20 protein-coding genes are annotated in these 22,268 nt (G+C 70.3%); 4 read left to right on the top strand and 16 right to left on the bottom strand.

Going from position 1 to position 22,268, the window contains the following annotated elements:
- Window positions 1–36: 36 nt before the first annotated feature.
- Together qcrA and qcrB are read left to right on the top strand one after the other, a co-directional pair.
- Window positions 37–1,104, top strand: a complete 1,068-nt coding sequence (gene qcrA / locus FHR78_RS00285; protein WP_166758557.1) for a cytochrome bc1 complex Rieske iron-sulfur subunit — start codon at window positions 37–39, stop codon at window positions 1,102–1,104.
- Window positions 1,101–2,774: a cytochrome bc1 complex cytochrome b subunit gene (gene qcrB, locus FHR78_RS00280; RefSeq protein ID WP_432207133.1), complete on the top strand. Its 1,674-nt coding sequence runs from the start codon at window positions 1,101–1,103 to the stop codon at window positions 2,772–2,774. The genes qcrA and qcrB overlap by 4 nt, the downstream gene beginning before the upstream one ends.
- Window positions 2,775–3,732: 958 nt before the next feature.
- On the opposite strand, the gene FHR78_RS00275 is transcribed toward qcrB, so the two are convergent.
- The 5 genes from FHR78_RS00275 to FHR78_RS00255 all read right to left on the bottom strand — a co-directional run bounded on the left by FHR78_RS00275 (window position 3,733) and on the right by FHR78_RS00255 (window position 8,904).
- Entirely contained in the window at window positions 3,733–4,149 is a 417-nt protein-coding gene (locus FHR78_RS00275; protein ID WP_166758556.1) for a cytochrome c oxidase subunit 4, read from the bottom strand.
- A 4-nt stretch (window positions 4,150–4,153) separates the two neighbouring features.
- Window positions 4,154–5,896: an aa3-type cytochrome oxidase subunit I gene (gene ctaD, locus FHR78_RS00270; RefSeq protein ID WP_166758555.1), complete on the bottom strand. Its 1,743-nt coding sequence runs from the start codon at window positions 5,894–5,896 to the stop codon at window positions 4,154–4,156.
- A gap of 13 nt (window positions 5,897–5,909) precedes the next feature.
- Window positions 5,910–6,797, bottom strand: coding sequence for an aa3-type cytochrome oxidase subunit II (gene ctaC / locus FHR78_RS00265; RefSeq protein ID WP_347877978.1), 888 nt, complete (start codon window positions 6,795–6,797; stop codon window positions 5,910–5,912).
- A 201-nt stretch (window positions 6,798–6,998) separates the two neighbouring features.
- Window positions 6,999–7,379: an iron-sulfur cluster insertion protein ErpA gene (gene erpA, locus FHR78_RS00260; protein WP_166758554.1), complete on the bottom strand. Its 381-nt coding sequence runs from the start codon at window positions 7,377–7,379 to the stop codon at window positions 6,999–7,001.
- A 109-nt stretch (window positions 7,380–7,488) separates the two neighbouring features.
- Window positions 7,489–8,904 carry a dipeptidase gene (locus FHR78_RS00255; protein ID WP_166758553.1) on the bottom strand — a complete coding sequence of 472 codons (1,416 nt, stop codon included), beginning with the start codon at window positions 8,902–8,904 and terminating at the stop codon, window positions 7,489–7,491.
- Window positions 8,905–8,946: 42 nt separating this feature from the next.
- Between FHR78_RS00255 and FHR78_RS00250 the strand changes: the two genes are divergently transcribed.
- On the top strand, window positions 8,947–9,522 hold the full coding sequence (locus FHR78_RS00250) for a DUF3043 domain-containing protein (RefSeq protein WP_347877977.1): 576 nt from the start codon (window positions 8,947–8,949) through the stop codon (window positions 9,520–9,522).
- 114 nt (window positions 9,523–9,636) lie between these two features.
- Here the strand turns inward: FHR78_RS00250 and FHR78_RS00245 are convergent, their stop codons facing one another.
- The 3 genes from FHR78_RS00245 to hisD all read right to left on the bottom strand — a co-directional run bounded on the left by FHR78_RS00245 (window position 9,637) and on the right by hisD (window position 12,566).
- Window positions 9,637–10,677, bottom strand: a complete 1,041-nt coding sequence (locus FHR78_RS00245; protein WP_166758552.1) for a quinone-dependent dihydroorotate dehydrogenase — start codon at window positions 10,675–10,677, stop codon at window positions 9,637–9,639.
- Entirely contained in the window at window positions 10,674–11,156 is a 483-nt protein-coding gene (gene nrdR, locus FHR78_RS00240; protein ID WP_166758551.1) for a transcriptional regulator NrdR, read from the bottom strand. Before nrdR ends, FHR78_RS00245 begins: the two co-directional genes overlap by 4 nt.
- Window positions 11,157–11,255: 99 nt before the next feature.
- Window positions 11,256–12,566, bottom strand: a complete 1,311-nt coding sequence (gene hisD, locus FHR78_RS00235) for a histidinol dehydrogenase (protein ID WP_166758550.1) — start codon at window positions 12,564–12,566, stop codon at window positions 11,256–11,258.
- 83 nt (window positions 12,567–12,649) lie between these two features.
- On the opposite strand from hisD, the gene FHR78_RS00230 reads away from it, so the two are divergent.
- Window positions 12,650–13,171: a flavin reductase family protein gene (locus tag FHR78_RS00230; protein ID WP_166758549.1), complete on the top strand. Its 522-nt coding sequence runs from the start codon at window positions 12,650–12,652 to the stop codon at window positions 13,169–13,171.
- Window positions 13,172–13,257: 86 nt separating this feature from the next.
- Here FHR78_RS00230 and dnaE read toward each other — a convergent pair whose 3' ends face one another.
- The 8 genes from dnaE to ftsZ all read right to left on the bottom strand — a co-directional run bounded on the left by dnaE (window position 13,258) and on the right by ftsZ (window position 22,187).
- Complete coding sequence (dnaE, locus tag FHR78_RS00225) at window positions 13,258–16,773, bottom strand: DNA polymerase III subunit alpha (protein WP_166758548.1); 3,516 nt, start codon at window positions 16,771–16,773, stop codon at window positions 13,258–13,260.
- 42 nt (window positions 16,774–16,815) lie between these two features.
- Complete coding sequence (locus FHR78_RS00220; protein ID WP_166758547.1) at window positions 16,816–17,739, bottom strand: RluA family pseudouridine synthase; 924 nt, start codon at window positions 17,737–17,739, stop codon at window positions 16,816–16,818.
- The gene (lspA, locus tag FHR78_RS00215) at window positions 17,736–18,383 is read right to left on the bottom strand and encodes a signal peptidase II (protein WP_208392729.1); all 648 of its coding nucleotides are present in this window, start codon (window positions 18,381–18,383) and stop codon (window positions 17,736–17,738) included. The genes FHR78_RS00220 and lspA overlap by 4 nt, the downstream gene beginning before the upstream one ends.
- Window positions 18,384–18,387: 4 nt before the next feature.
- A complete protein-coding gene (locus FHR78_RS00210) occupies window positions 18,388–19,215 on the bottom strand; it encodes a DivIVA domain-containing protein (RefSeq protein ID WP_166758546.1) in 828 nt (275 codons plus the stop codon).
- 155 nt (window positions 19,216–19,370) lie between these two features.
- Window positions 19,371–19,661, bottom strand: a complete 291-nt coding sequence (locus FHR78_RS00205; RefSeq protein WP_166758545.1) for a YggT family protein — start codon at window positions 19,659–19,661, stop codon at window positions 19,371–19,373.
- Window positions 19,662–19,735: 74 nt separating this feature from the next.
- Window positions 19,736–20,281 (bottom strand): cell division protein SepF, encoded by a 546-nt coding sequence (locus tag FHR78_RS00200; protein ID WP_166758544.1) that lies wholly within the window; start codon window positions 20,279–20,281, stop codon window positions 19,736–19,738.
- 37 nt (window positions 20,282–20,318) lie between these two features.
- Window positions 20,319–21,017 carry an alanine racemase gene (locus tag FHR78_RS00195; protein ID WP_166758543.1) on the bottom strand — a complete coding sequence of 233 codons (699 nt, stop codon included), beginning with the start codon at window positions 21,015–21,017 and terminating at the stop codon, window positions 20,319–20,321.
- 3 nt (window positions 21,018–21,020) lie between these two features.
- Entirely contained in the window at window positions 21,021–22,187 is a 1,167-nt protein-coding gene (ftsZ, locus tag FHR78_RS00190; RefSeq protein WP_166758542.1) for a cell division protein FtsZ, read from the bottom strand.
- Window positions 22,188–22,268 lie beyond the last annotated feature (81 nt).

The following is a 22,268-nucleotide window of genomic DNA, read 5'->3' as shown; positions in this document are numbered from 1 at the left end:
CGCGACTCTCCCGCACTCCACGAAAGGCAAGCAACCATGGCACAGCACGACGACGAGGCCCCGATCACGGGCTCGGCTGTCGAGAAGCATGAGCCTCGACAGGTGTCGGCCGGCACGGCCGTCGTCACGACGGACGTCTTCGAGAACCCGGGTGAGCCGCCCCACCGCGACCGCGTCACGGACATCGACCCTCGGGCCGAGAAGCGCGCCGAGCGTCAGGTCAGCATCTGGTTCTTCCTCTCGATCGTGGGCAGCATCGCCGCGATCGGCGCCTACGTCGCGTTCCCGATCACGTCGGGCGACTCGAACTCCGTGCGGCTGAACAACCTGTTCCTCGGCCTGGGCATCGCCCTGGGCCTGCTGTCGGTGGGCATCGGCGCGGTGCACTGGTCGAAGACCTTGATGCCGGCCCGCGAGATCACCGAGATGCGGCACAGCACGCGGGGCACCGACGAGACGCGCGAGAAGGCCGTCGAGGTCTTCGCCCTGGGCAACCAGGAGTCGGGCTTCGGTCGCCGGGCGCTCATCCGCAACAGCCTCATCGGCGCGCTCGTCGCCACTCCCCTGCCGGCCGTCGTCATCTTCCGTGACCTCGCCCCCGCAGAGGACCCGAACGAGGTCCTCCGTCACACCCTCTGGGAAGACGGCATGCACCTCACCCGCGATCCTGACGGCTCGCGCATCAAGGCGTCCGACGTCACCCTGGGCTCGGTGTTCCACGTGATCCCCGAGAGCCTGAACGAGTCGGAGCACCTCCTCGAGGAGAAGGCGAAGGCAGCCGTGCTGCTCATGCGCCTGAAGCCCGAGGACCTCAACATCCCTGAAGGACGCGAGGGATGGCAGTACGACGGAATCGTCGCCTACTCCAAGATCTGCACGCACGTCGGGTGCCCCGTGGCCCTCTACGAGCAGCAGACCCACCACCTGCTCTGCCCCTGCCACCAGTCGACCTTCGACGTGACGAACAACTGCGAAGTGATCTTCGGACCGGCCAAGCGGCCGCTCCCGCAGCTGCCCATCGCCGTGGACTCCGACGGGTACCTCGTCGCGCAGAGCGATTTCCACGAACCTGTGGGCCCGAGCTTCTGGGAGCGCGCAAAGTGACCACCACCACACCTGCACCGGGTACCGAGACGGCCTCGTCGTCGCACGGCACCAGCACCACCACCGTCTCGGCACCGGCGTTCGCGCCCACCAAGACGAACAAGCTGTTCGGAGCCGCGGCGAACTACGTCGACGAGCGCACGAGCATGTCGGGCCTCGTCCGCGAGGTGGGTCGCAAGATCTTCCCCGACCACTGGTCGTTCATGCTCGGCGAGGTCGCGCTGTACTCGTTCGTCGTGATCCTGCTCTCGGGCACGTTCCTGACGTTCTTCTTCCAGCCGTCGATGGCCGAGGTCAACTACAACGGCTCGTACGTGCCGCTCAAGGGCCTCAACATGTCGGCCGCCATGGCGTCGACGCTCGACATCTCGTTCGACATCCGCGGCGGCCTCCTGTTCCGGCAGATCCACCACTGGGCGGCCCTGCTGTTCGTGGCCTCGATCATGCTGCACATGCTGCGCGTGTACTTCACGGGCGCGTTCCGCAAGCCGCGTGAGATCAACTGGGTCGTCGGCTTCACCCTGTGGGTGCTCGCGATGGCCGAGGGCTTCACGGGGTACTCGCTGCCCGACGACCTGCTCTCCGGCAACGGCGCGCGGATCATCGACGGCATGGTGAAGGGCATCCCCCTCATCGGCGTCTGGATCTCGTACCTGCTCTTCGGCGGCGAGTTCCCGGGCACCGACATGGTGGCCCGCTTCTACTCGCTGCACATCATGCTGCTGCCGGCGCTGCTCATCGCGCTCCTCGGCGTGCACCTCCTGCTTCTGATCATCAACAAGCACACGCAGTGGGCCGGCCCGGGCAAGACGAACGAGAACGTCGTCGGCGTCCCCGTCATGCCGGTGTTCGCCGCGAAGGCGGGCGGGTTCTTCTTCATCGTCTTCGGCGTCCTGGTGCTCATCGCCTCGCTGTTCACGATCAACCCGATCTGGAACTACGGCCCGTACGACCCGTCGCCGGTCTCCGCCGGCACGCAGCCCGACTGGTACATCGGCTTCGCGGACGGCGCCCTGCGCCTCGTCCCGCCGGGCTGGGAGTTCCTGTTCTTCGGGTACACGGTGTCGATGAACATCCTGGCTCCCATCGCGGTCCTGGTCGTCTTCATCCTGGCCGTGCTGCTGTACCCGTTCCTCGAGGCGTGGGTCACGGGCGACAAGCGCGAGCACCACATCCTCGACCGTCCTCGCAACGCCCCCACCCGCACCGCGATCGGTGCCGCCGGCATCGTCGTGTACGCGGCGCTGTGGGCGGCGGCCAGCTCGGACCTCATGGCCACGCACTTCAGGCTCTCCCTGAACTTCGTGATCCACGCCGTCCAGGCCTGCCTCATCCTCGGACCGTTCATCGCCTTCTGGATCACCAAGCGCGTCTGCCTCGCGCTCCAGAAGAAGGACCGCGAGATCGCGCTCCACGGTTACGAGTCGGGCCGCATCGTCCGCCTCCCCGGCGGCGAGTACGTCGAGGTCCACGAGCAGCTCGACGAGTACGAGCGCTGGCGCCTGCTCAACTTCAACGAGTACGAGCCGCTCATGATCCGTCCGAACGCCAACGGCCAGATCACGCCCGTGCAGCGCGTCCGCGCGTCGATGTCCGCGTTCTTCTTCGAGGACCGCATCGCCCCGGTGAAGCGCTCGGAGATCGAGGCCTCGCACCACGACGAGCACTAGCTCCACCTGCACCACCCGGAGGGTCCGGCCGCACCAGCGGCCGGGCCCTTCGGCGTTGAGGCGGCGCCCCCCGGCCCTTGGGCGTTGTGCCCCCGCTCCCCCGGGCCCCACTCCCCCGCCCGTCATCGCCTCGTCCTTGCCGACCGACGACCGCCGGCCGCAGCCGAGTCCGTGAGCTGACGAGAACGGGACGAGATGACGTGGGCCCCCGCGGCAACTAGTCCCGTTCCGGGCAGGAAGGCTGGCCCCTGGGCGGCCCGCCTTGCCCCGCGCCGTCGGGCCTCTGCCCTCGACCCGGCGTGCGCATGACCCTCCCCGCCCGCCCGCTCCCGCGCACCAGCTCCCGCTCCCGCTCTGGCTCCATGGCACCGCTGGCCGCGCCGAGCCCTCGACGGCGTCGCTGAGGGCCTGACACCCGCGGCCGGGACCAACCAGGGCCCGCTCACCGCTCAGGGCCTGCAGCGGCGTTCCACGGCCTGTTCGGGGTTCCACGGCGTGAGCGCGTTTCGGCGCGAGCAGGCCTCGTCCTGGCGGGACCGGGCCCGCCGGGTGTCTCGTGGCCGAGCCCGACCGCCAGCGGCGCAGGTCAGCCCGGCGTCAGCGATCGCGGAGGCACCAGGGGCGTCCGTGGGGAGCACCTCATCTCCGAGGCCCCGCAGACGACGAATGAGCTCCTGCAGAGCCGACAGGGGCCGCCGAGGGAACACTCCGGCCGGTGAAACAGTGTCGGCGTCGCGACCGGGGAGATCGCCCTTGGAGCGACCGCCGAGGCTCTCGCCTCGGAGCGTCTCCGTCGGGGACGAGTCTGCCGACGTTCCCCCGTGCGTGCGGCCCGGTGCGCGTCGACGAGGCCCCGTCTCCCATGGCCCTGACGGAGCACCGGTCAAGACCCTGCACCCCCCGGAACGACGGATGCCGCCCACCCCGGAGGGTGAGCGGCATCGGTCGAGACCGTGGGTCAGTGGGCGAAGTTGCCCCGGTAGTACTCGTAGACCCAGCCGACGAGGGCGACGGCCACGAGGGCCCCGCCGATGTAGATGATCCACATGCCGACGGCCAGGGCGAGGAAGATCAGGCCGCAGGCGAAGGCGAGGACGATGGGCCACCACGACCACGGGCTGAAGTGCCCGAGCTCGGGGTCGCCGTCGTCGATGTTGGCGTCGGGGCGGTCCTCGGCGAGCTCGCCGCCCTGGGCCGCGTGCGACCGGCCCATGTAGAAGGCGAGGAACACGCCCAGGGCGCCGGCCAGGCCGATGCCCATCGTGCCGGCCCACTCGACCTTGCCGACGTCGATGAGGCTCCAGATGACGTACACGGCGTCCATGAGGAAGAAGAAGATCGCCAGGATCCAGAACAGGGTCGCGTTGGTTCTCATCGGACTACTTCACCTCGTTGCTGGATGCGTCGTACGTGGGGGCCTCGGGGGCGTCCTTCACCGGTCCGATGCCGACCGGGATGCCGGCCTCGGGGTGGTTGAGGTCGAACGCCGGCGACTCCGAGCGGATGCGCGGGATGGACGTGAAGTTGTGACGCGGCGGCGGGCACGAGGTCGCCCACTCGAGCGAGCGGGAGTAGCCCCACGGGTCGTTGACCTCGACCTTGGGCGCACGACGCGCGGTGACGTAGACGTTGTAGAGGAACGGCAGGATCGAGATGCCGAGCAGCATGGCGCCGATCGTCGAGAGCTGGTTCATCCACGTGAAGTGGTCCTCGGCCTGGTACGTGGCGTAGCGGCGGGGCATGCCCATGACGCCGAGCCAGTGCTGCACGAGGAACGTCGTGTGGAACCCGATGAACAGCATCCAGAAATGGATCTTGCCGAGACGCTCGTTGAGCATCTTGCCCGTCCATTTGGGCCACCAGAAGTAGAAGCCCGAGAACATGGCGAACACGACCGTGCCGAACACCACGTAGTGGAAGTGCGCGACGACGAAGTACGTGTCGGACACGTGGAAGTCGAGCGGCGGGGAGGCGAGGATGACACCGGTGAGCCCGCCGAAGGTGAAGGTGATCAGGAACCCGATCGCCCACAGCATGGGGGTCTCGAAGGTGACCGAGCCACGCCACATCGTGCCGATCCAGTTGAAGATCTTCACGCCGGTGGGGACCGCGATGAGCATCGTCATGAGCGAGAAGAACGGCAGCAGCACCGAGCCCGTCACGTACATGTGGTGCGCCCAGACGGTGACGGAGAGCGCGGCGATCGAGATCGTCGCGTAGACGAGTGTCTTGTAGCCGAAGATCGGCTTGCGGCTGAAGACCGGGAAGACCTCGGACACGATGCCGAAGAACGGCAGGGCGATGATGTAGACCTCGGGGTGGCCGAAGAACCAGAAGAGGTGCTGCCAGAGGATGGCGCCGCCGTTGGCGGGGTTGAAGACCTGCGCGTCGAACACCCGGTCGAACCCGAGGCCGAAGAGCGCCGCGGCCAGCACGGGGAACGCCATGATCACGAGGATCGAGGTGATCAGCGTGTTCCAGGTGAAGATCGGCATGCGCCACATCGTCATGCCGGGGGCGCGCATCGTCACGATGGTGGTGATGAAGTTCACCGAGCCGAGGATCGTGCTGAACCCGGTCATGCCGAGTCCGAAGACCCACAAGTTGCCGCCGAGCCCTGGTGAGAACGTCGTGTCCGACAGCGGCGCGTAGGCGAACCAGCCGAAGGAGGCGGCGCCCTGGGGGGTGAGGAAGCCGGCCACCGCGATGAGCGAGCCGAAGAGGTACAGCCAGAACGCGAAGCCGTTGAGGCGCGGGAACGCGACGTCGGGGGCGCCGATCTGGAGCGGCATCAGGGCGTTGGCGAAGCCCGAGAAGAGCGGCGTCGCGAACATGAGCAGCATGATCGTGCCGTGCATCGTGAAGAGCTGGTTGTACTGCTCTTTCGTCTGCACGATCTCGAGCCCGGGGGCGAAGAGCTGGGCGCGGATGAGCAGCGCCATGACCCCGCCGAGGCAGAAGAAGAGGAACGACGCGATCAGGTACATGTACCCGATGGTCTTGTGGTCGGTCGACGTCGCCCACGTGACGACGATGTTGCCCTTGCGGCCGACCTTCGAGGCGCCGAAGTTCTGACCTGAGGACGTTCCGCCTGTGGTGGGGCGGGTGGCGGTGGCTGTCATCGAACCCGTGCCTTTACTTCTCGTCCGAACCGGCGGCGACGGGCGCCTCGTTGTTCGGCTGGTTGGTGTTGGTGTTGTACTGGTCGCCGAGGAGGCCGGTGTTGCCCTCGTCAGCGAGCGTCGCGAGGTAGTCCTCGTACTCGCCCTCGGACACGACCTTGACGTTGAACAGCATCAGGGAGTGGTACTCGCCGCAGAGCTCGGCGCACTTGCCCGTGAACGTGCCCTCTTTCTCGGGCGTGAAGTACATGAAGTTCGTCTTGCCGGGGATCGTGTCCTTCTTGTAGAGGAAGTCGACGATCCAGAAGGAGTGCGCGACGTCGCGCGACTTGAGGTCGATCTGCACGGTCTTGCCGACGGGCAGGTACAGCACCGGGAGCTGGTCCTGGTCGACCTCGCCGTCGGGCAGCTCCTGGGCCTGGATGCCCTGGTAGTAGACGCTGTCGTCTTCGTGCTGCTGGTCGATGTAGTTGAAGTCCCAGGCCCAGCGCTTGGCGTAGACGTCGATCTTCACGTCGGGGTTCGCCGTGGGCTCTTCGATGGCGGCCTGGTCACGGGCGGTGAAGGCGAAGAAGCCGAGCACGAGGATCAGCGGCACGACCGTGTAGAAGATCTCGATCGGCATGTTGTAGCGCAGCTGGACGGGCAGGCCGGTCTGGCCCTTGCGTCGGCGGTAGGCGATGCAGGTCCAGATGACGAGGCCCCAGACGATGACGCCCACGATCAACAGGACGATCCACGACGTGACCCAGAGGCCGATGATGCTGTCGACGTGGTTCGTGGTGCCCGCGGTGGTGGGCAGGAAGCCTTGGAGCTGCTCGGGGGTACATCCCGCGAGGACGAGGGCCATGACGGCGGCCACGGGGATGGCGGCCCAACGAAGACGGCGGTTAGAACGCACTGTTACCTCTCGGATGACACGACAGCTAGGGGGTCTTCCCAGTCTAGGACGGGACTTCCCTAGCCTACTCGCAGGTTGACCGGGCCTCTGCACCGGACGTCGCCGAGTCGTTCGAGCACGAGGCACCTGGACGCACGAGAGGGACCGCCTCACGGCGGTCCCTCTCGTGGTGGTCTGCGGAGGCGCGTCGCGCCTCCCGGCTCAGTGGAAGCTGTCGCCGCAGGCGCAGCTGCCCTGGGCGTTCGGGTTGTCGATGGTGAAGCCCTGCTTCTGGATGGTGTCCTCGAAGTCGATGGCCGCGCCGTCGAGGTACGGGACGCTCATCTTGTCGACGACGACCTCGACGCCGTCGAAGTCGACGGTCGCGTCGTTCTCGAGCAGGCGCTCGTCGAAGTACAGCTGGTAGATGAGGCCCGAGCAGCCGCCGGGCTGGACGGCGACCCGCAGGCGGAGGTCGTCGCGCCCCTCCTGGGTCAGGAGGCTCTTCACCTTGTCGGCTGCCGTGTCGGTGAGCGTGACGCCGTGGGCGGTCGTCGTGTCGCCGGCGGCCGTCTCGACGGCGGGGATCGCGGTGTCGGTCATGGAACCTCCTCGGGTCGGTGCGCAGGGGCACGCGTCGTCGTCCAGTGTAAGCAGCCCTCCCCCGGTTTTGTTCCTGGGGGCGTCGACGTGCGCCGTCGACGGGGCGGCCTCAGCCCCGAGCGTCGAGACGGGCGATGAGGATCGCCTCGCTGAGCACGGCGCGGTGCAGCACGCCCAGGTGCTGGGACTCGTTCGGGCTGTGGGCCCGGGTGTCGGGGTCCTCGACGCCCGTGACCAGGATCTGGGCCTCGGGGAACGTGCCGACGAGGTCGGCGATGAACGGGATCGACCCGCCGATGCCGGTCTGCAGCGGCGCCTCGCCCCAGGCCTCGGTCATGGCCGTGGTGGCCTCGGCGATCGCCCAGCCGGAGGTGTCGACGAGGAACGGGTCGCCCTGGTCGACGTCGTCGATCTCGACGTGCGCGCCGAAGGGCGCGTGGCCGCGGAGGTGCGCCTCGATGGCCTCGTAGGCCTCGGAGGCGGCCTGGCCGGGGGCGATGCGCGCGCTGATCCGCACCGACACCTCGGGCGCGAGCGTGTTGGAGGCGTTCGCGACGCTCGGCGCGTCGATGCCGGTGACCGTGATGGACGGCTGCGACCACACCCGGCTCAGGAGCGGCCCGGTGCCGATCGGCGTGACGCCCTCGAGCAGGCCCGCCTCGTCGCGCAGCTGCTGCTCCGTCTGCTCGGGGTGCTCGGCCTCGCGACGGCGGAGACCGGCGACGGCGACGCTGCCGGCGTCGTCGTGCAGCGTGGCGAGCAGCTTCACCATCGCGAGCATCGCGTCGGGCACGGCCCCGCCGACCATGCCCGAGTGGGACGCGTGCGCGAGCGTGCGGACCGTGAGGCGGAAGGTCACGTTCCCCCGGAGGCCCACCGTGATCGCCGGGACGGTCGTGCTCCAGTTGCCCGAGTCGGCCACGACGATGACGTCGGCCGCGAGGTCGTCGCGGTGCTGGCGCAGGAAGTCGGCGAACGAGCGGGAGCCGAACTCCTCCTCCCCCTCGATGAAGACGGCCACGCCGACGCCGAGGTCGTCGCCCAGCACCTGGCGCACGGCTCGCAGGGCCGCGACGTGCGTCATCACGCCCGCCTTGTCGTCGGAGGCGCCGCGGCCGTAGAGCCGGTCGCCCTTGACGGTGGGCTCGAAGGGAGGCGAGTCCCAGTCGGCGTCGTCGCCCTGCGGCTGGACGTCGTGGTGGGCGTAGAGCAGCACGGTGGGCTTGCCGTCGCGGGCGGGGCGGCGGGCCAGGACCGCCGGCTGGCCGAGGTGGCCGGTGTCGCCGATCGGCGCCCGGCTCACCTGCACCGTCTCGAAGAGGCCGGTGCCGCGGACCAGCTCGGCGACGGCCTCGGCGCTCGTCGCCACGTGGGCCGGGTCGAACGCGTCCCACGAGACGGAGGGGATGCGGACGAGCCCGCCGAGGTCGGCCACAGCGGCGGGGAAGCCGCCCTGCACGGCCTCCGCGAGTTCGCTGACAGTACGAGGGTCGGTCGGGGTCACGGGGTGCTGCGAGTCGGTCATGCAGGTAATCTTAGGAACTCGTTCAACCCCGAGGACTTCCCTGTGGCCAAGGCACCCGACAAGATCACCACGACGACCGTCGACGACGTCGAGTCGACGACGACCGGCAAGGGCCGGCCCACGCCGACCCGGCGAGAGCGTGAGGCCGCCAACCAGCGGCCCCTCGTGGCGACCGGCAAGGAGGCGCAGAAGGCCCAGCGGGCCCGTCTCGCCGAGCAGCGCGAACGCCAGCGCGTCGGCCTCGCGAACGGCGAGGAGAAGTTCCTCCCCGAGCGCGACAAGGGCGTGCAGCGCAAGTTCATCCGCGACTACGTCGACGCTCGGTACAGCGTCGGCGAGGCGATGATCCCCGTCATGGTGCTCGTCATCGTCATGAGCATCGTGCAGAACGTCGCCGTCCAGACCACGACGCTGTTCGTGCTCTGGGGCTTCTTCATCCTCGCCGTGGCCGACTGCCTGCTCGCCGGCCAGCGGGTCTCGTCGCAGCTGCGCGCGAAGTTCGGCGACGAGGGGCTGCAGAAGGGCAACCGCTGGTACACCGCCATGCGGGCCATGCAGATGAAGCCCATGCGACTGCCCAAGCCGCAGGTCCGGCGACGCGAGTTCCCCGTCCTCTGACCCGGCACCGCCGCCCGGTCCTGCCGCGCGGTCTCGACGCACGCACGACGAAGCCCCCGACCGACCGGTCGGGGGCTTCGTCGTGCCGGCGGTCCCCCGCACGGCCGGTCCGGGTCAGGACCGACGCAGCGCGCGCAGCCCCCGGTTGACCTGGCGTGCCCAGAGCGGCCCCTCGTAGAGGAACGCCGTGTAGCCCTGCACGAGCGTGGCCCCGGCGTCGAGCCGGGCCTGCACGTCTGCCGCCGTCGTCACTCCCCCGACGGACACCACGCAGGTCTCGGCCGGCAGCACCTCGCGCAGCACGCGGAGCACCTCGAGGGACCGAGCCGCGAGGGGGGCTCCCGAGAGCCCCCCGGCCCCGGCCGCCTCGACCGTGGCCGACGGCGTGCGCAGCCCTGCGCGGGAGAGCGTCGTGTTCGTGGCGACGACGCCGCCGAGACCGATCTCGGTGACCAGCTCGGCGATGTGCCGGATGCCCTCGTCGTCGAGGTCGGGAGCGATCTTGACCAGCACGGGGGTGTCGCCCGCGGCGCCGTGGACGGCCCGCAGCAGGGGCGCGAGCTTGTCGAGCTCCTGCAGGCCGCGGAGCCCGGGGGTGTTCGGCGAGCTCACGTTGACGGCGAGGTAGTCGGCGAGCGGGGCGAGCAGGCGGGTGCTCACGAGGTAGTCCTCGACCGCGTCGTCGACCTCGACCACACGGCTCTTGCCGATGTTGACGCCGATCACCGGGCGGACGGGGGCACGTCGGGCGAGCCGGAGCTCGGCACCCGCGCTGGCCGCGCCTCCGTTGTTGAAGCCCATCCGGTTCACGACCGCGAGGTCGGGGACGAGGCGGAACAGCCGGGGCCGCTCGTTGCCGGGCTGGGGCCTGGCCGTGACGGTGCCCACCTCGACGTGGCCGAAGCCGAGCGCGCCGAGGCCGGCGATGCCCCGCGCGTCCTTGTCGAAGCCCGCCGCGACGCCGAAGGGCGACGGGAACCGGAGGCCGAGGGCCTCGACGGCGAGCGACGGGTGCGGCCCGGTGAGACGACGGGCGAGGGGCGCGAGCCCGAGGCGCGGGACGGCCCGGATGACCCGGAAGGCGAGGTGGTGGGCGTCCTCCGGGTCCATCTTCGACAGCACCAGGTCGAAGAGCAGGCGGTAGGCCGACCTCATTCGTCGGCCGATCGCGGGGTGCGGACGCGGTCGCGGTGCTCGTCGCGGAGCTGCGTGATCGACGCCTCGAAGTCCTCGAGGGAGTCGAAGGCCTGGTACACGCTGGCGAAGCGTAGGTAGGCGACCTCGTCGAGCTCACGGAGCGGTGGCAGGATGGCCAGCCCGATGTCGTTGGCCTCGATCTGGGAGGTGCCCGACGCCCGCACCGCCTCCTCGACCCGCTGGGCGAGGACGGCCAGGTCGCCGTCGGTGACGGGCCGGCCCTGGCAGGCCTTGCGCACCCCCGAGATGATCTTCTCGCGGCTGAAGGGCTCGAGCACCCCGTTGCGCTTGACGACGTTGAGGCTCGCCGTCTCGGTCGTGCTGAAGCGGCGACCGCAGTTCGGGCACTGGCGCCGCCGGCGGATCGACGTGCCGTCGTCGCTCGTGCGGGAGTCGACGACGCGGGAATCGGGGTGACGACAGAAAGGACAGAACATGGTGCCCTCAGCGTACTGGGAGCCCGTGCGGCACCCGGTCGCCCGACGTCAGGCGCATCGTCGCCGCGCCCGTTCCACAGGCGCGGCCGGGGCCACGCCTCAGGGCGCCTGCAGCCGCGCCGCGACGGCCTCGCCGTGCGCCGGGAGCAGCTCGGCCCGGGACAGGGCGACGAGCCGGTCGGCGACCTCGGCCAGCGCGTCGTGCTCGTAGCGGACGATCTGCTGGGGGCGAAGGAACGTGTAGGCGCCGAGACCCGACGAGAACCGGGACTGGCCGCCCGTGGGCAGCACGTGGTTCGACCCCGCGAGGTAGTCGCCCAGGCTGACCGGGGTGCTGGGGCCGACGAAGACCGCGCCGGCGCTCGTGATGCCCGCCAGCACGGCGTCGTCGTCGCGGGTCTGGATCTCGAGGTGCTCGGGCCCGTACGCGTTGCTGAAGTCGATCGCCGCGGTGAGGTCGTCGACCAGGACGAGAGCCGACTGGCGGCCGTCGAGCGCGGTCTGGACGCGCTGGGCGCTGAGCGTCCGCGGCACGAGCCGGACGAGCTCGTCCCGGACCCGGTCGGCCAGCTCGGCCGACGTCGTCACGAGGACGGCGGCCGCCTCCTCGTCGTGCTCCGCCTGGCTGATGAGGTCGACGGCCACGAGCGTCGGGTCGGCCGAGTCGTCGGCGATGACGAGGATCTCGGTGGCGCCCGCGACGGCGTCGATGCTGACCCGCCCGCGCACCAGCTGCTTGGCGGCCGCGACGTAGTTGTTGCCCGGCCCCGTGATGACCTGGACGGGATCGAGCCCGATCTCGGGCACGCCGTAGGCCAGGGCGGCGACGGCGCCGGCCCCGCCCATCACGTAGACCTCGTCGATGCCGAGCAGACCGGCGGCCCCGAGGATGACGGGGTGCACGGCACCGCCGAAGTCGCGCTGCCCCGGCGACACGAGCGCCACCGAGTCCACACCGGCGACGAGGGCCGGGACGACGTTCATCACGACGCTCGAGGGGTAGACGGCCTTGCCGCCGGGCACGTAGACGCCGGCCCGCGCCACGGGCTGCCAGCGCTGCTCGATGCGCGCGCCCGGTGCGGGCACCGTCACCGAGCCGGCGGGGACCTGGGCCCGGCTGGCCTCGGTGACCCGAGCGATCGACTCGACCAGCGCCTCCTTGACGAGGGGGTCGAGCTCGTCGACGGCGCGGGCGATGGCCGCGGCCTCGACCCGGAACACGTCGGTGCGGACGCCGTCGAAGCGCTCGGCCTGGTCACGGAGGGCGTCGGCGCCGCGTTCGCGCACCGCCTGGACGATCTGCGCGGCGGCGCCGGTCGCCGCGGCGACGTCGACGTGCGACCGGGGCACGAGGCCCAGCAGGTCGGCGTGGGTAGGCTTGAGGCCCCGGAGGTCTGTGGTCTGGATCATGGCCTGTCGAGCCTAGCCCGAGCCACGTCGGCCCGGACGCGGTCGCGCCCCCGGCAGCAGAGCACAGGAGGCGCCCACCCGTCATGCCCGACACCACCGCACCAGCAGCCCAGCCCGACCCCGCCGACCTCGCCGCCTTCAAGGCCGGCTTCCGCCGCCACGCGGCGGGGGTGGCGATCGTGACCGCCCGGGACTCCGACGGCGCGCCCGTCGGCTTCACCGCCACCTCCTTGGCCTCACTCGCCGCCGTGCCGCCGCTCGCGACCTTCAACATGGCCCGGACGGCCAGCTCGTGGCGGGCCGTCGAGGAGACGGACCGCGTCGTCGTGCACCTGCTCGGCCTGCGCAACAAGGGGCTCGCCCAGCGCATGGCCGGACCCGCCGCCGAGCGCTTCGCCGGGGACCACTGGAGCGAGGGGCCGCACGGGCTGCCGCTGCTGCACGACGTGACCGCCTGGATGACCGGCCGGATCGTCGAGCGGGTGCACGTGCACGGCAACGCCGTGGTCGTCGTCCAGATCGAGGAGGGCGGCGTGGGGGCCGACGACGACGCCCTGCTCTACCACGACCGCCGCTGGCTGCGGCCCGTCCACCTCGACGCCTGATCGGACGACCTTCCGGCAGCGCGCCGGCAGCGCCGCGGCGGGGCTGACGCGGGGCCCGACGGACCGAGGTCCGTCGGGCACCCGTCTCAGACCAGGCAGCCGGGACCGAGCAGGCTCTTCAGCTCGCCGTAGAGGTCGGCCGTCACGTCGACCGGCATGGGGATCTCGAACATGCGGGCCGCGGCGCCCTTGACGAGGCGCAGGCGCACCTCGGTGCCGCCCGAGTGCCGGCCAAGCACGGCCGCCAGCTCGGTGACGGTGTCCGTCGTGGCGCGGTGCTCGGGGATCTGCAGCACGAGGGGGCCATGGGAGGCGCCCACGCCGAGGTCGGGCATGAACATGCTGGCGGCGTGCATGTTCATGCCGTCGTCGCGCACGCTGACCCGGCCCTTGAGCACGATGATCGAGTCGCCGACGAGCGAGGGCCCGAACTCCTGGTAGGTCTTGCCGAGGAACATCGCCGAGATCTCTCCCCCGAAGTCCTCGACCGTCACGATGCCGTACGGGTTGCCCGAGTTGCGGGCGACCCGGTGCTGGACGCTCGTGATGAGCCCGGCGATGGTCACGGTCTCGCCGTCGATGGTCGACGGCTCGCTCGAGAGGATGTCGGTCACGGTCGTGCTGGCGTGCTTGGCCAGCGGCAGCTCGAGCCCGGCCAGCGGGTGGTCGCTCACGTAGAGGCCGAGCATGTCGCGCTCGAAGGCCAGCTTGTCGCGCTTCGACCACTCGGGCCGTTCGGGCACGTGCTGGACGTCCTGGGGCTCGTCCCAGAGCGAGTCGAAGTCGAAGCCGACCTGACCGTTCGCCTCGGCCCGCTTCTCGTTCACGGCCGCCTCGACCGCCGACTCGTGCACCTCGACCAGGGCCCGGCGGGTCGATCCCATGCTGTCGAAGGCGCCGGCCTTGACGAGCGACTCGACGGTGCGCTTGTTCGCCACCGGCAGGGGCACCTTGCGGAGGAAGTCGTGGAACGAGGTGAACGCGCCCTCCTTCTGACGGGCCGCGATGACGTGGTCGACGACGTTGAAGCCGACGTTGCGCACCGCGCCCATGCCGAACCGGATGTCGTCGCCGACGGCCGCGAAGAACCCGATGGACTCGTTCACGTCGGGCGGCAGGACCGTGATGCCCATGCGTCGGCACTCGTTGAGGTACAGGCCGAGCTTGTCGCGCGAGTCGCCCGTGCTGGTGAGCAGGGCGGCCATGTACTCGGCCGGGTAGTGGGCCTTGAGGTAGGCCGTCCAGTACGAGACCACGCCGTACGCCGCGGAGTGCGCTTTGTTGAAGGCGTAGTCCGAGAACGGGAGCAAGATGTCCCAGAGCATCTTGACGGCGTCGGCCGAGAAGCCGTTGTCGAACATGCCCTGCTCGAAGCCCGCGTACTGCTTGTCGAGCTCGGACTTCTTCTTCTTGCCCATCGCCCGCCGCAGGATGTCGGCCTGGCCGAGCGAGAAGCCCGCGACCTTCTGCGCGATGGCCATGACCTGCTCCTGGTAGATGATCAGGCCGTAGCTGGTGGAGAGGATCTCCTTCAGGGGCTCTTCGAGCTCGGGGTGGATCGGCGTGATCTCTTGGGCGCCGTTCTTGCGCAGCGCGTAGTTGGTGTGCGAGTTGGCGCCCATGGGCCCCGGGCGGTACAGGGCGATGACGGCGGAGATGTCCTCGAAGTTGTCGGGCTTCATCAGCCGCAGCAGCCCGCGCATGGGCCCGCCGTCGAGCTGGAACACGCCCAGGGTGTCGCCGCGGCCGAGCAGCTCGTACGCCGCCCGGTCGTCGAGCTCGAGGTCTTCGAGGACGAGGTCGAAGCCGCGGTTCGTACGGATGTTGTCGAGGGCGTCGTTGATGATCGTGAGGTTGCGGAGCCCCAGGAAGTCCATCTTGATGAGGCCGAGGGACTCGCAGGCCGGGTAGTCGAACTGCGTGACGATCTGGCCGTCCTGTTCGCGCTTCATGATCGGGATGATGTCGATCAGGGGGTCGCTCGACATGATCACGCCGGCGGCGTGCACTCCCCACTGGCGCTTCAGCCCCTCGAGGCCCAGCGCCGTGTCGAAGACCGTCTTGGCCTCCGGGTCGGTCTCGACCACCGTGCGGATGTCGCCGGCCTCCTTGTAGCGCTCGTGCGACTTGTCGAAGATGCCCGTCAGCGGGATGTCCTTGCCCATGACGGCGGGCGGCATCGCCTTCGTGAGCTTCTCGCCCATGCCGAAGGGGAACCCGAGCACCCGGCTGCTGTCCTTCAGGGCCTGCTTGGCCTTGATGGTGCCGTACGTGACGATCTGGGCGACGCGCTCGTCGCCGTACTTCTCGGTGACGTACTGGATGACCTCGCCGCGACGACGGTCGTCGAAGTCGACGTCGAAGTCGGGCATGGAGACGCGGTCGGGGTTGAGGAAGCGCTCGAAGATGAGGCCGTGCCGGAGCGGGTCGAGGTCGGTGATGCGCATCGCGTAGGCGGCCATCGACCCGGCGCCCGAGCCACGCCCCGGCCCGACGCGGATGCCGTTCTCCTTCGACCAGTTGATGAAGTCGGCGACGACGAGGAAGTACCCCGGGAAGCCCATCCCGGTGATGACGCCGATCTCGTACTCGGCCTGCTTGCGCACGTCGTCGGGGATGCCTGCCGGGTAGCGGTAGACGAGGCCCTTCTCGACCTCTTTGATGAACCACGTCTCCTCCGTCTCGCCCTCGGGCACGGGGTAGCGCGGCATGTAGTTGGCGGAGGTGTTGAACTGCACGTCGCAGCGCTCGGCGATGAGGAGCGTGTTGTCGCAGGCCTCGGGGTGGTCGCGGAACAGGTGGCGCATCTGCTGGGCCGACTTGAGGTAGAACTCGTCGGCGTCGAACTTGAAGCGGTTCGGGTCGTTCAGCGTCGAGCCCGACTGGACGCAGAGGAGGGCCGCGTGGCTCGTGGCGTCGTGCTCGTGCGTGTAGTGCAGGTCGTTCGTCGCGACGAGCGGCAGGCCGAGGTCCTTCGCGAGGCGGAGCAGGTCGCCCATGATCTGCCGCTCGATGCCCAGGCCGTGGTCCATGATCTCGGCGAAGTAGTTCTCGGCGCCGAAGATGTCGCGGAAGTCGGCGGCGGCCTTGACCGCCTCGTCGTACTGGCCCAGCCGCAGCCGCGTCTGGACCTCGCCGCTCGGGCAGCCCGTCGTGGCGATGAGGCCGTCGGAGTACTGCGACAGCAGCTCGCGGTCCATCCGGGGCTTGAAGTAGTAGCCCTCGAGCGACGCCCGCGACGAGAGCCGGAAGAGGTTGTGCATGCCCGCCGTGCTCTGCGAGAGCAGCGTCATGTGCGTGTACGCGCCGGCGCCCGACACGTCGTCCCGGCCACCGTCGCCCCAGCGGACACGGGTCTTGTCGCCACGGTGGGTGCCCGGCGTGACGTACGCCTCGGTGCCGATGATCGGCTTGACCCCCGCGTCGGTCGCGGTCTTCCAGAAGTCGTAGGCGCCGAAGACGTTGCCGTGGTCGGTGACCGCGACGGCGGGCATGCCCTGGGCGGCGGCCTCGGCGATCAGCGGCTTGACGCGCGCCGCCCCGTCGAGCATCGAGTACTCGCTGTGGACGTGCAGGTGGACGAAGGAATCTTTCGAGGCCACGCGGCTCCTCGTCTGGTGGTGGTTCAGGAGTAGGGGAACAGCCTAACCGGCACGGAGGACATCGAGAGCGTGCTGCAGGTCGTCCGGGTACGAGGAGCGGTAGACGACCGGCTCGCCCGTCCCGGGGTGGCGGAACCCGAGCTGGACGGCGTGCAGCCACTGCCGCCCGAGGCCGAGCGTCGCCGACAGGGTCGGGTCGGCGCCGTACGTCGCGTCGCCCACGCACGGGTGGCGCTGTGCGGCCATGTGCACGCGGATCTGGTGGGTGCGGCCCGTCTCGAGGTGGATCTCGAGCAGCGACGCGGAGCGGAACGCCTCGACCGTCTCGTAGTGCGTGACCGACGGCTTGCCGTCGACGACGACCGCGAACTTCCAGTCGGACGAGGGGTGCCTGCCGATGGGCGCGTCGATCGTCCCGGTCAGGGGGTCGGGGTGGCCCTGCACGACGGCGTTGTAGATCTTCTCGACCGTGCGCTCACGGAAGGCGTCCTTGAGCTGGGAGTAGGCGCGCTCGGTCTTCGCGACGACCATGAGGCCGCTCGTGCCCACGTCGAGGCGGTGCACGATGCCGGCGCGCTCCGCCGCGCCCGAGGTCGCGACCTGGAAGCCGGCGGCGGCGAGGCCGCCGAGCACGGTCGGGCCGGTCCAGCCGACAGAGGGGTGGGCCGCGACGCCGACGGGCTTGTCGACCACGATGATCTCGTCGTCGTCGTGCACGATGCCGAGCCCGGGGACGTCACGGGCGACGACCGTCGGGGCCTCACGGGGCGACCAGGTGACGTCGAGCCAGGCGCCGGCCTCGAGCCGGTCGGACTTGCCCACCGTGCGGGAGTCGACCGTGACTCCCCCGGAGGCGGCGACCTCGGCGGCGAAGGTGCGGCTGAAGCCGAGGAGCTTGGCGAGGGCGGCGTCGACGCGCTCGCCCGCGAGCCCGTCGGGGACGGGCAGCTGCCGGTTCTCGGTCACGGTCGTTCCTGTCGTGTCGCCGGGGGCACGGTCGGGGCCGCAGGAGGCGTCGTCCCGGTCGCGGGCGCGGTCGCGTCCGTGCCCTCGGCCTCGCGTGCCGGCACCTCGCCGCGCTCGGGCTCGGCCTTGGCGCCCCGGGTCCCGTCGAGGTTGACCCCGAGCAGCGTCAGCAGCAGGAGCAGGCCCATGCTCGAGACGATGAAGATGTCGGCCACGTTGAAGATGGCCGGCAGGAGCGACGGGAAGTAGAGGAAGTCGACGACGTGGCCCTGGCCGAAGGACGGCTCTCGCACGAGACGGTCGGTCAGGTTGCCCAGCGTGCCGCCGAGCAGCATGCCGAGCATGACCGCCCAGGCCCTCGACCGGATGCGGCGAGCGAACACGACGATGGCCACCACGACGGCGGACGCCGCGATGGAGAAGATCCAGGTCGTGCCGCTGGCGAGCGAGAACGCCGCCCCCGGGTTGCGGACGAAGTGCAGCTGGAAGAACTCGCCCAGCACGTCGACGCTGTCGCCCTCGACGAGCCGGGAGGTCACGAGGTGCTTCGTGACCTGGTCGAGCAGGTAGGCCGCGACAGCGACGAAGGCCAGCGCCGCGATGATGCGGACGCTGACCTTCGTCGGAGGAGTGCTCTGCGCCAAGACCTTAGTTGGAGCCGAAGCCCTGGGCGCTGGCCGGTGCGAAGCCGCTCGCGGGCTGCTGCTCGCCGGACTCGGCCTCGAGGTCGCTGAGCTGGCCCTCGATGTAGCCCTTGAGCTTCTGGCGGTAGTCGCGCTCGAAGGTGCGGAGGTCGTCGATGCGACGCTCCAGGCCCGTGCGCTCCGTGGCCAGCTGCTCGAGGACCTCGCGGCGCTTGGTCTCGGCCTCGGCCACGACCTCACGCGAGCGAGCCTCGGCCTCGGCGACGACGTCGCGCTGCTTGGCCTCGGCCTCGGCGACGAGGCGGGCCGACGTGGACTGCCCCTCGGCGATCAGCGCGTCGCGCTTCTCGACGCCCTCGCGGACGTGCTCCTCGTGGAGGCGACGGGCGAGCTGCAGCAGGCTGTTCGTGCTCTCGGTGTCGTCGGCGCTGGGGCCGGCGTAGGCCGGGACCGGCGTGACGGCCGCCGCGGCGACGGGCTCGGGGGCGACCTCGGGCTCGGGCTCGGGGGTCGACTCGACGGGCGCGGGCACCGACGCCGGTGCGGGCACCGAGGCCGGGGCCTGGGCCGACACGGGTGCCGGAGCAGAGGCGGGAGCCGCCTCGGACGCGGCGACCGGCGCGGCGGACTCGACCGGTGCGGGCACGGACTGGCCGCCCTGCGACTCGGCGGCCGTCAGCCGCTGACGCAGCTCGTCGTTCTCCTGGCCGAGTCGTCGCAGCTCGGCGACGACCTCGTCGAGGAAGTCGTCGACCTCGTCCTGGTCGTAGCCCTCGCGGAACTTCGTCGGCTGGAACCGCTTGTTGACTACGTCTTCAGGCGTCAAAGCCATTGCCGTCACCTCGTGAATCTGTGGGATCTCATGATCGTGGTCTGTGTCGTTCGACTACACCGTAGCGAACGCTGGCCCCGAGGGGCAGCAAGGGCGCGGACGCCCTCGCACCAGCCTAGCCTGTCGGCGCGTGCGGAGAGGCCAGCGGCTCGCCCTCAGCTGAGTCGGCTCGCGACGCCCATCAGGATGACGACGGCGAGCATGATGACGCTCCACCCGAAGTCGAGGGCCACGGACCCCAGCCGCACGGGCGGGAGGACGCGGCGCACGGCCTTGATGGGAGGGTCCGTGACCGTGTAGGCGATCTCGGCGAGCACGAGGACGGGACCCCGCGGCCGCCACCCCCGGCTGAACGACTGGGCCAGGTCGAGGACGAACCGTCCCCACATCAGCAGGAAGAAGAGCAGCAGCGCGTAGTAGGCGATCGCGGCGATCAGGGACGTCATCGGGGTGTCATCAGCTCACACTGGTCGGCGTGGACGGGCCACGGAGAGGAGTCGGGGCGTCGGGACGCCGCCGGTCAGGACTGCGAGAAGAAAGACGCCTCGATGTCGGACTCTACCTCGGCCTGCTCGCCGCTCACGGCGATGTGGGCGGGCGACAGCAGGAAGACCTTGTTCGTCACGCGCTCGATCTTGCCGAACAGGCCCTGGGAGAGTCCGCTGGCGAAGTCGACCAGTCGACGCGCGTCGGCCTCGGTCATCTGCGAGAGGTTGATGATGACGGGGATGCCGTCGCGGAAGCTCTCGGCGATCGCCTGGGCGTCCTTGTACTCGCGGGGGTGGACGGTGAGGATCTCGTTCATGTCGTGGGGCACCGGGTTCTTCGAGGTCGAGGTCGAGGTCGAGCTGCGACGCAGGGGCGTCACGGGGGCGCGGGTCGCGGCAGGGGCGGGAGCCGGGGCGGGGACGGGGGCCACCGGGGAGGCGTGGGGCGCGGGAGCCGTCTGGCGGGGAGCGGGCTGGGCGGCCTGGGCCGGCTGCTGCCGCTGCTCCTGCTCGTCGTACTCGAGCTCTTCGTCGGCGAGGCCCAGGTAGACCATCGTCTTGCGCAGGGGGTTGGCCATGGGGTGTCCTCCGGATCGTGGGGCGTTGTGACCGAGATTAACCGGCTTCGGGCCGCGGACCCGTGATTGCGGTCCCGATGCGCAGGTGTGTCGCCCCCTCGACGACCGCGTCTGCGTAGTCGTGCGACATGCCGGCCGAGATCGCGACGGCCTCGGGGGCGAGCGAGCGCACGCGCTCGGAGACCCCACGGAGGCGCGCGAAGGCCGGGCGGGCCGGCTCGCCCAGCGGCGCCACGGCCATGACGCCCCGGAGCCGGACGCCGTCCGCCGCCAGGAGTCGCTCGACCAGCCTCTCGACGTCGGACTCGGGCACGCCGCCGCGCCCCTCCTGCCCGTCGAGCGACACCTGGACGAAGCCGTCCAGCACGCGTCCGTCGTCGACCGCCAGGGCGTCGACGACGCTGTCGCGGTCGAGGGAGTGGACCGCGGCGGCGTAGCGCCGAGCCTGTCGCGCCTTCTTCGACTGGAGCTGCCCGACGAAGTGCCACCGGAGCCCCTCGAGGTCGGCCGTCTCGGTCGACTTGGCCTGCGCCTCCTGGTGCCGGTTCTCGGCCACGTCGCGCACGCCGAGGGCGTGCAGCGCGCGGACGACCGACGCCGGGTGGAACTTGGTGACCACGATGGTGGTCACCTCGTCCGGGCGACGCCCCGCGGCACGGACGGCGTCGTCGACGCCGGAGGCGACCCTGGCGAGTCGTTCGCCGAGGTCGCCTCCGAGGTCGAGACCGTCCGTCACGTGCTACTTGAGGAAGTCGGGCACGTCGAGGTCGTCGTCGCCGCCGTCGAAGGCGGGGTCGACGGCCTGGGTGGCCGTGTGCTCGTCGGGTCGGCGCCACGACGGCGTGTCGTGCGAGCTGCCCGAGTCGGCGATGGCCGAGACGCCGGGCGTCGCGGCCGCGGCCGGTGCGGAGTCGGACTCGACGAAGCTCGAGCGGCGGTCCTTCGTCTTGGCCGTGGGCTCTCCCCCGTCGAAGCCGGCGGCGATCACGGTGACGCGCACCTCGTCGCCGAGGGTGTCGTCGATGACGGCTCCGAAGATGATGTTCGCCTCGGAGTGGACGGCCTCCTGCACCAGGCGGGCGGCGTCGTTGATCTCGAAGATGCCGAGGTTCGACCCTCCCTGGATGGAGAGCAGGACGCCGTGGGCGCCGTCGATGCTCGCCTCGAGGAGGGGCGAGGCCACGGCGAGCTCGGCCGCCTTGATGGCCCGGTCCGCGCCGCGCGAGGACCCGATGCCCATGAGGGCGGACCCTGCCCCCTGCATGACCGACTTGACGTCGGCGAAGTCGAGGTTGATGAGCCCGGGGGTGGTGATGAGGTCGGTGATGCCCTGCACGCCGGCGAGCAGCACCTGGTCGGCCGTGCCGAAGGCCTCGACCATCGAGATGCCCCGCTCGGAGATCTCGAGGAGGCGGTCGTTCGGGACGACGATGAGGGTGTCGACCTCGTCCTTGAGCGCGGCGACGCCGGCCTCGGCCTGCGCCTGGCGGCGCTTGCCCTCGAAGCCGAAGGGCTTCGTGACGACGCCGATGGTCAGGGCGCCGATCGACTTGGCGATGCGCGCCACGACGGGTGCGCCGCCGGTGCCCGTTCCGCCGCCCTCGCCCGCGGTGACGAAGACCATGTCGGCGCCGGCCAGCGCCTCCTCGATCTCCTCGGCGTGATCCTCGGCGGCGCGACGGCCTACCTCGGGGTCCGCGCCGGCGCCGAGGCCGCGCGTCAGCTCGCGGCCGACGTCGAGCTTGACGTCGGCGTCGCTGAGGAGGAGCGCCTGGGCGTCGGTGTTGATGGCGATGAACTCGACTCCGCGGAGACCGAGCTCGATCATGCGGTTGACGGCGTTGACGCCACCGCCGCCGACACCGACGACCTTGATCACGGCTAGGTAGTTATGGTTCGTTGTCACGTCCGGGCCTCCGCTTGAACCTTAACTCGCAAGTTGAAGGTTAAGGTTGTACATGGTATGCAAGTGCTGCAGTCACACGGT

It is taken from the genome of Frigoribacterium faeni, assembly GCF_011761235.1.
Classification (GTDB): Bacteria; Actinomycetota; Actinomycetes; order Actinomycetales; family Microbacteriaceae; genus Frigoribacterium; species Frigoribacterium faeni_A.
This window is presented reverse-complemented; position numbering and strand designations above follow the sequence as displayed.

What these genes read in the sequence shown, in the direction of transcription:
- qcrA (WP_166758557.1), top strand. Translation starts at nt 37, where the DNA reads ATGGCACAGCACGACGACGAGGCCCCGATCACGGGCTCGGCTGTCGAG.
- FHR78_RS00275 (WP_166758556.1), bottom strand. Translation starts at nt 4,149, where the DNA reads ATGAGAACCAACGCGACCCTGTTCTGGATCCTGGCGATCTTCTTCTTC.
- ctaD (WP_166758555.1), bottom strand. Translation starts at nt 5,896, where the DNA reads ATGACAGCCACCGCCACCCGCCCCACCACAGGCGGAACGTCCTCAGGT.
- erpA (WP_166758554.1), bottom strand. Translation starts at nt 7,379, where the DNA reads ATGACCGACACCGCGATCCCCGCCGTCGAGACGGCCGCCGGCGACACG.
- FHR78_RS00255 (WP_166758553.1), bottom strand. Translation starts at nt 8,904, where the DNA reads ATGACCGACTCGCAGCACCCCGTGACCCCGACCGACCCTCGTACTGTC.
- FHR78_RS00245 (WP_166758552.1), bottom strand. Translation starts at nt 10,677, where the DNA reads ATGAGGTCGGCCTACCGCCTGCTCTTCGACCTGGTGCTGTCGAAGATG.
- nrdR (WP_166758551.1), bottom strand. Translation starts at nt 11,156, where the DNA reads ATGTTCTGTCCTTTCTGTCGTCACCCCGATTCCCGCGTCGTCGACTCC.
- hisD (WP_166758550.1), bottom strand. Translation starts at nt 12,566, where the DNA reads ATGATCCAGACCACAGACCTCCGGGGCCTCAAGCCTACCCACGCCGAC.
- FHR78_RS00230 (WP_166758549.1), top strand. Translation starts at nt 12,650, where the DNA reads ATGCCCGACACCACCGCACCAGCAGCCCAGCCCGACCCCGCCGACCTC.
- FHR78_RS00210 (WP_166758546.1), bottom strand. Translation starts at nt 19,215, where the DNA reads ATGGCTTTGACGCCTGAAGACGTAGTCAACAAGCGGTTCCAGCCGACG.
- FHR78_RS00205 (WP_166758545.1), bottom strand. Translation starts at nt 19,661, where the DNA reads ATGACGTCCCTGATCGCCGCGATCGCCTACTACGCGCTGCTGCTCTTC.
- FHR78_RS00200 (WP_166758544.1), bottom strand. Translation starts at nt 20,281, where the DNA reads ATGGCCAACCCCCTGCGCAAGACGATGGTCTACCTGGGCCTCGCCGAC.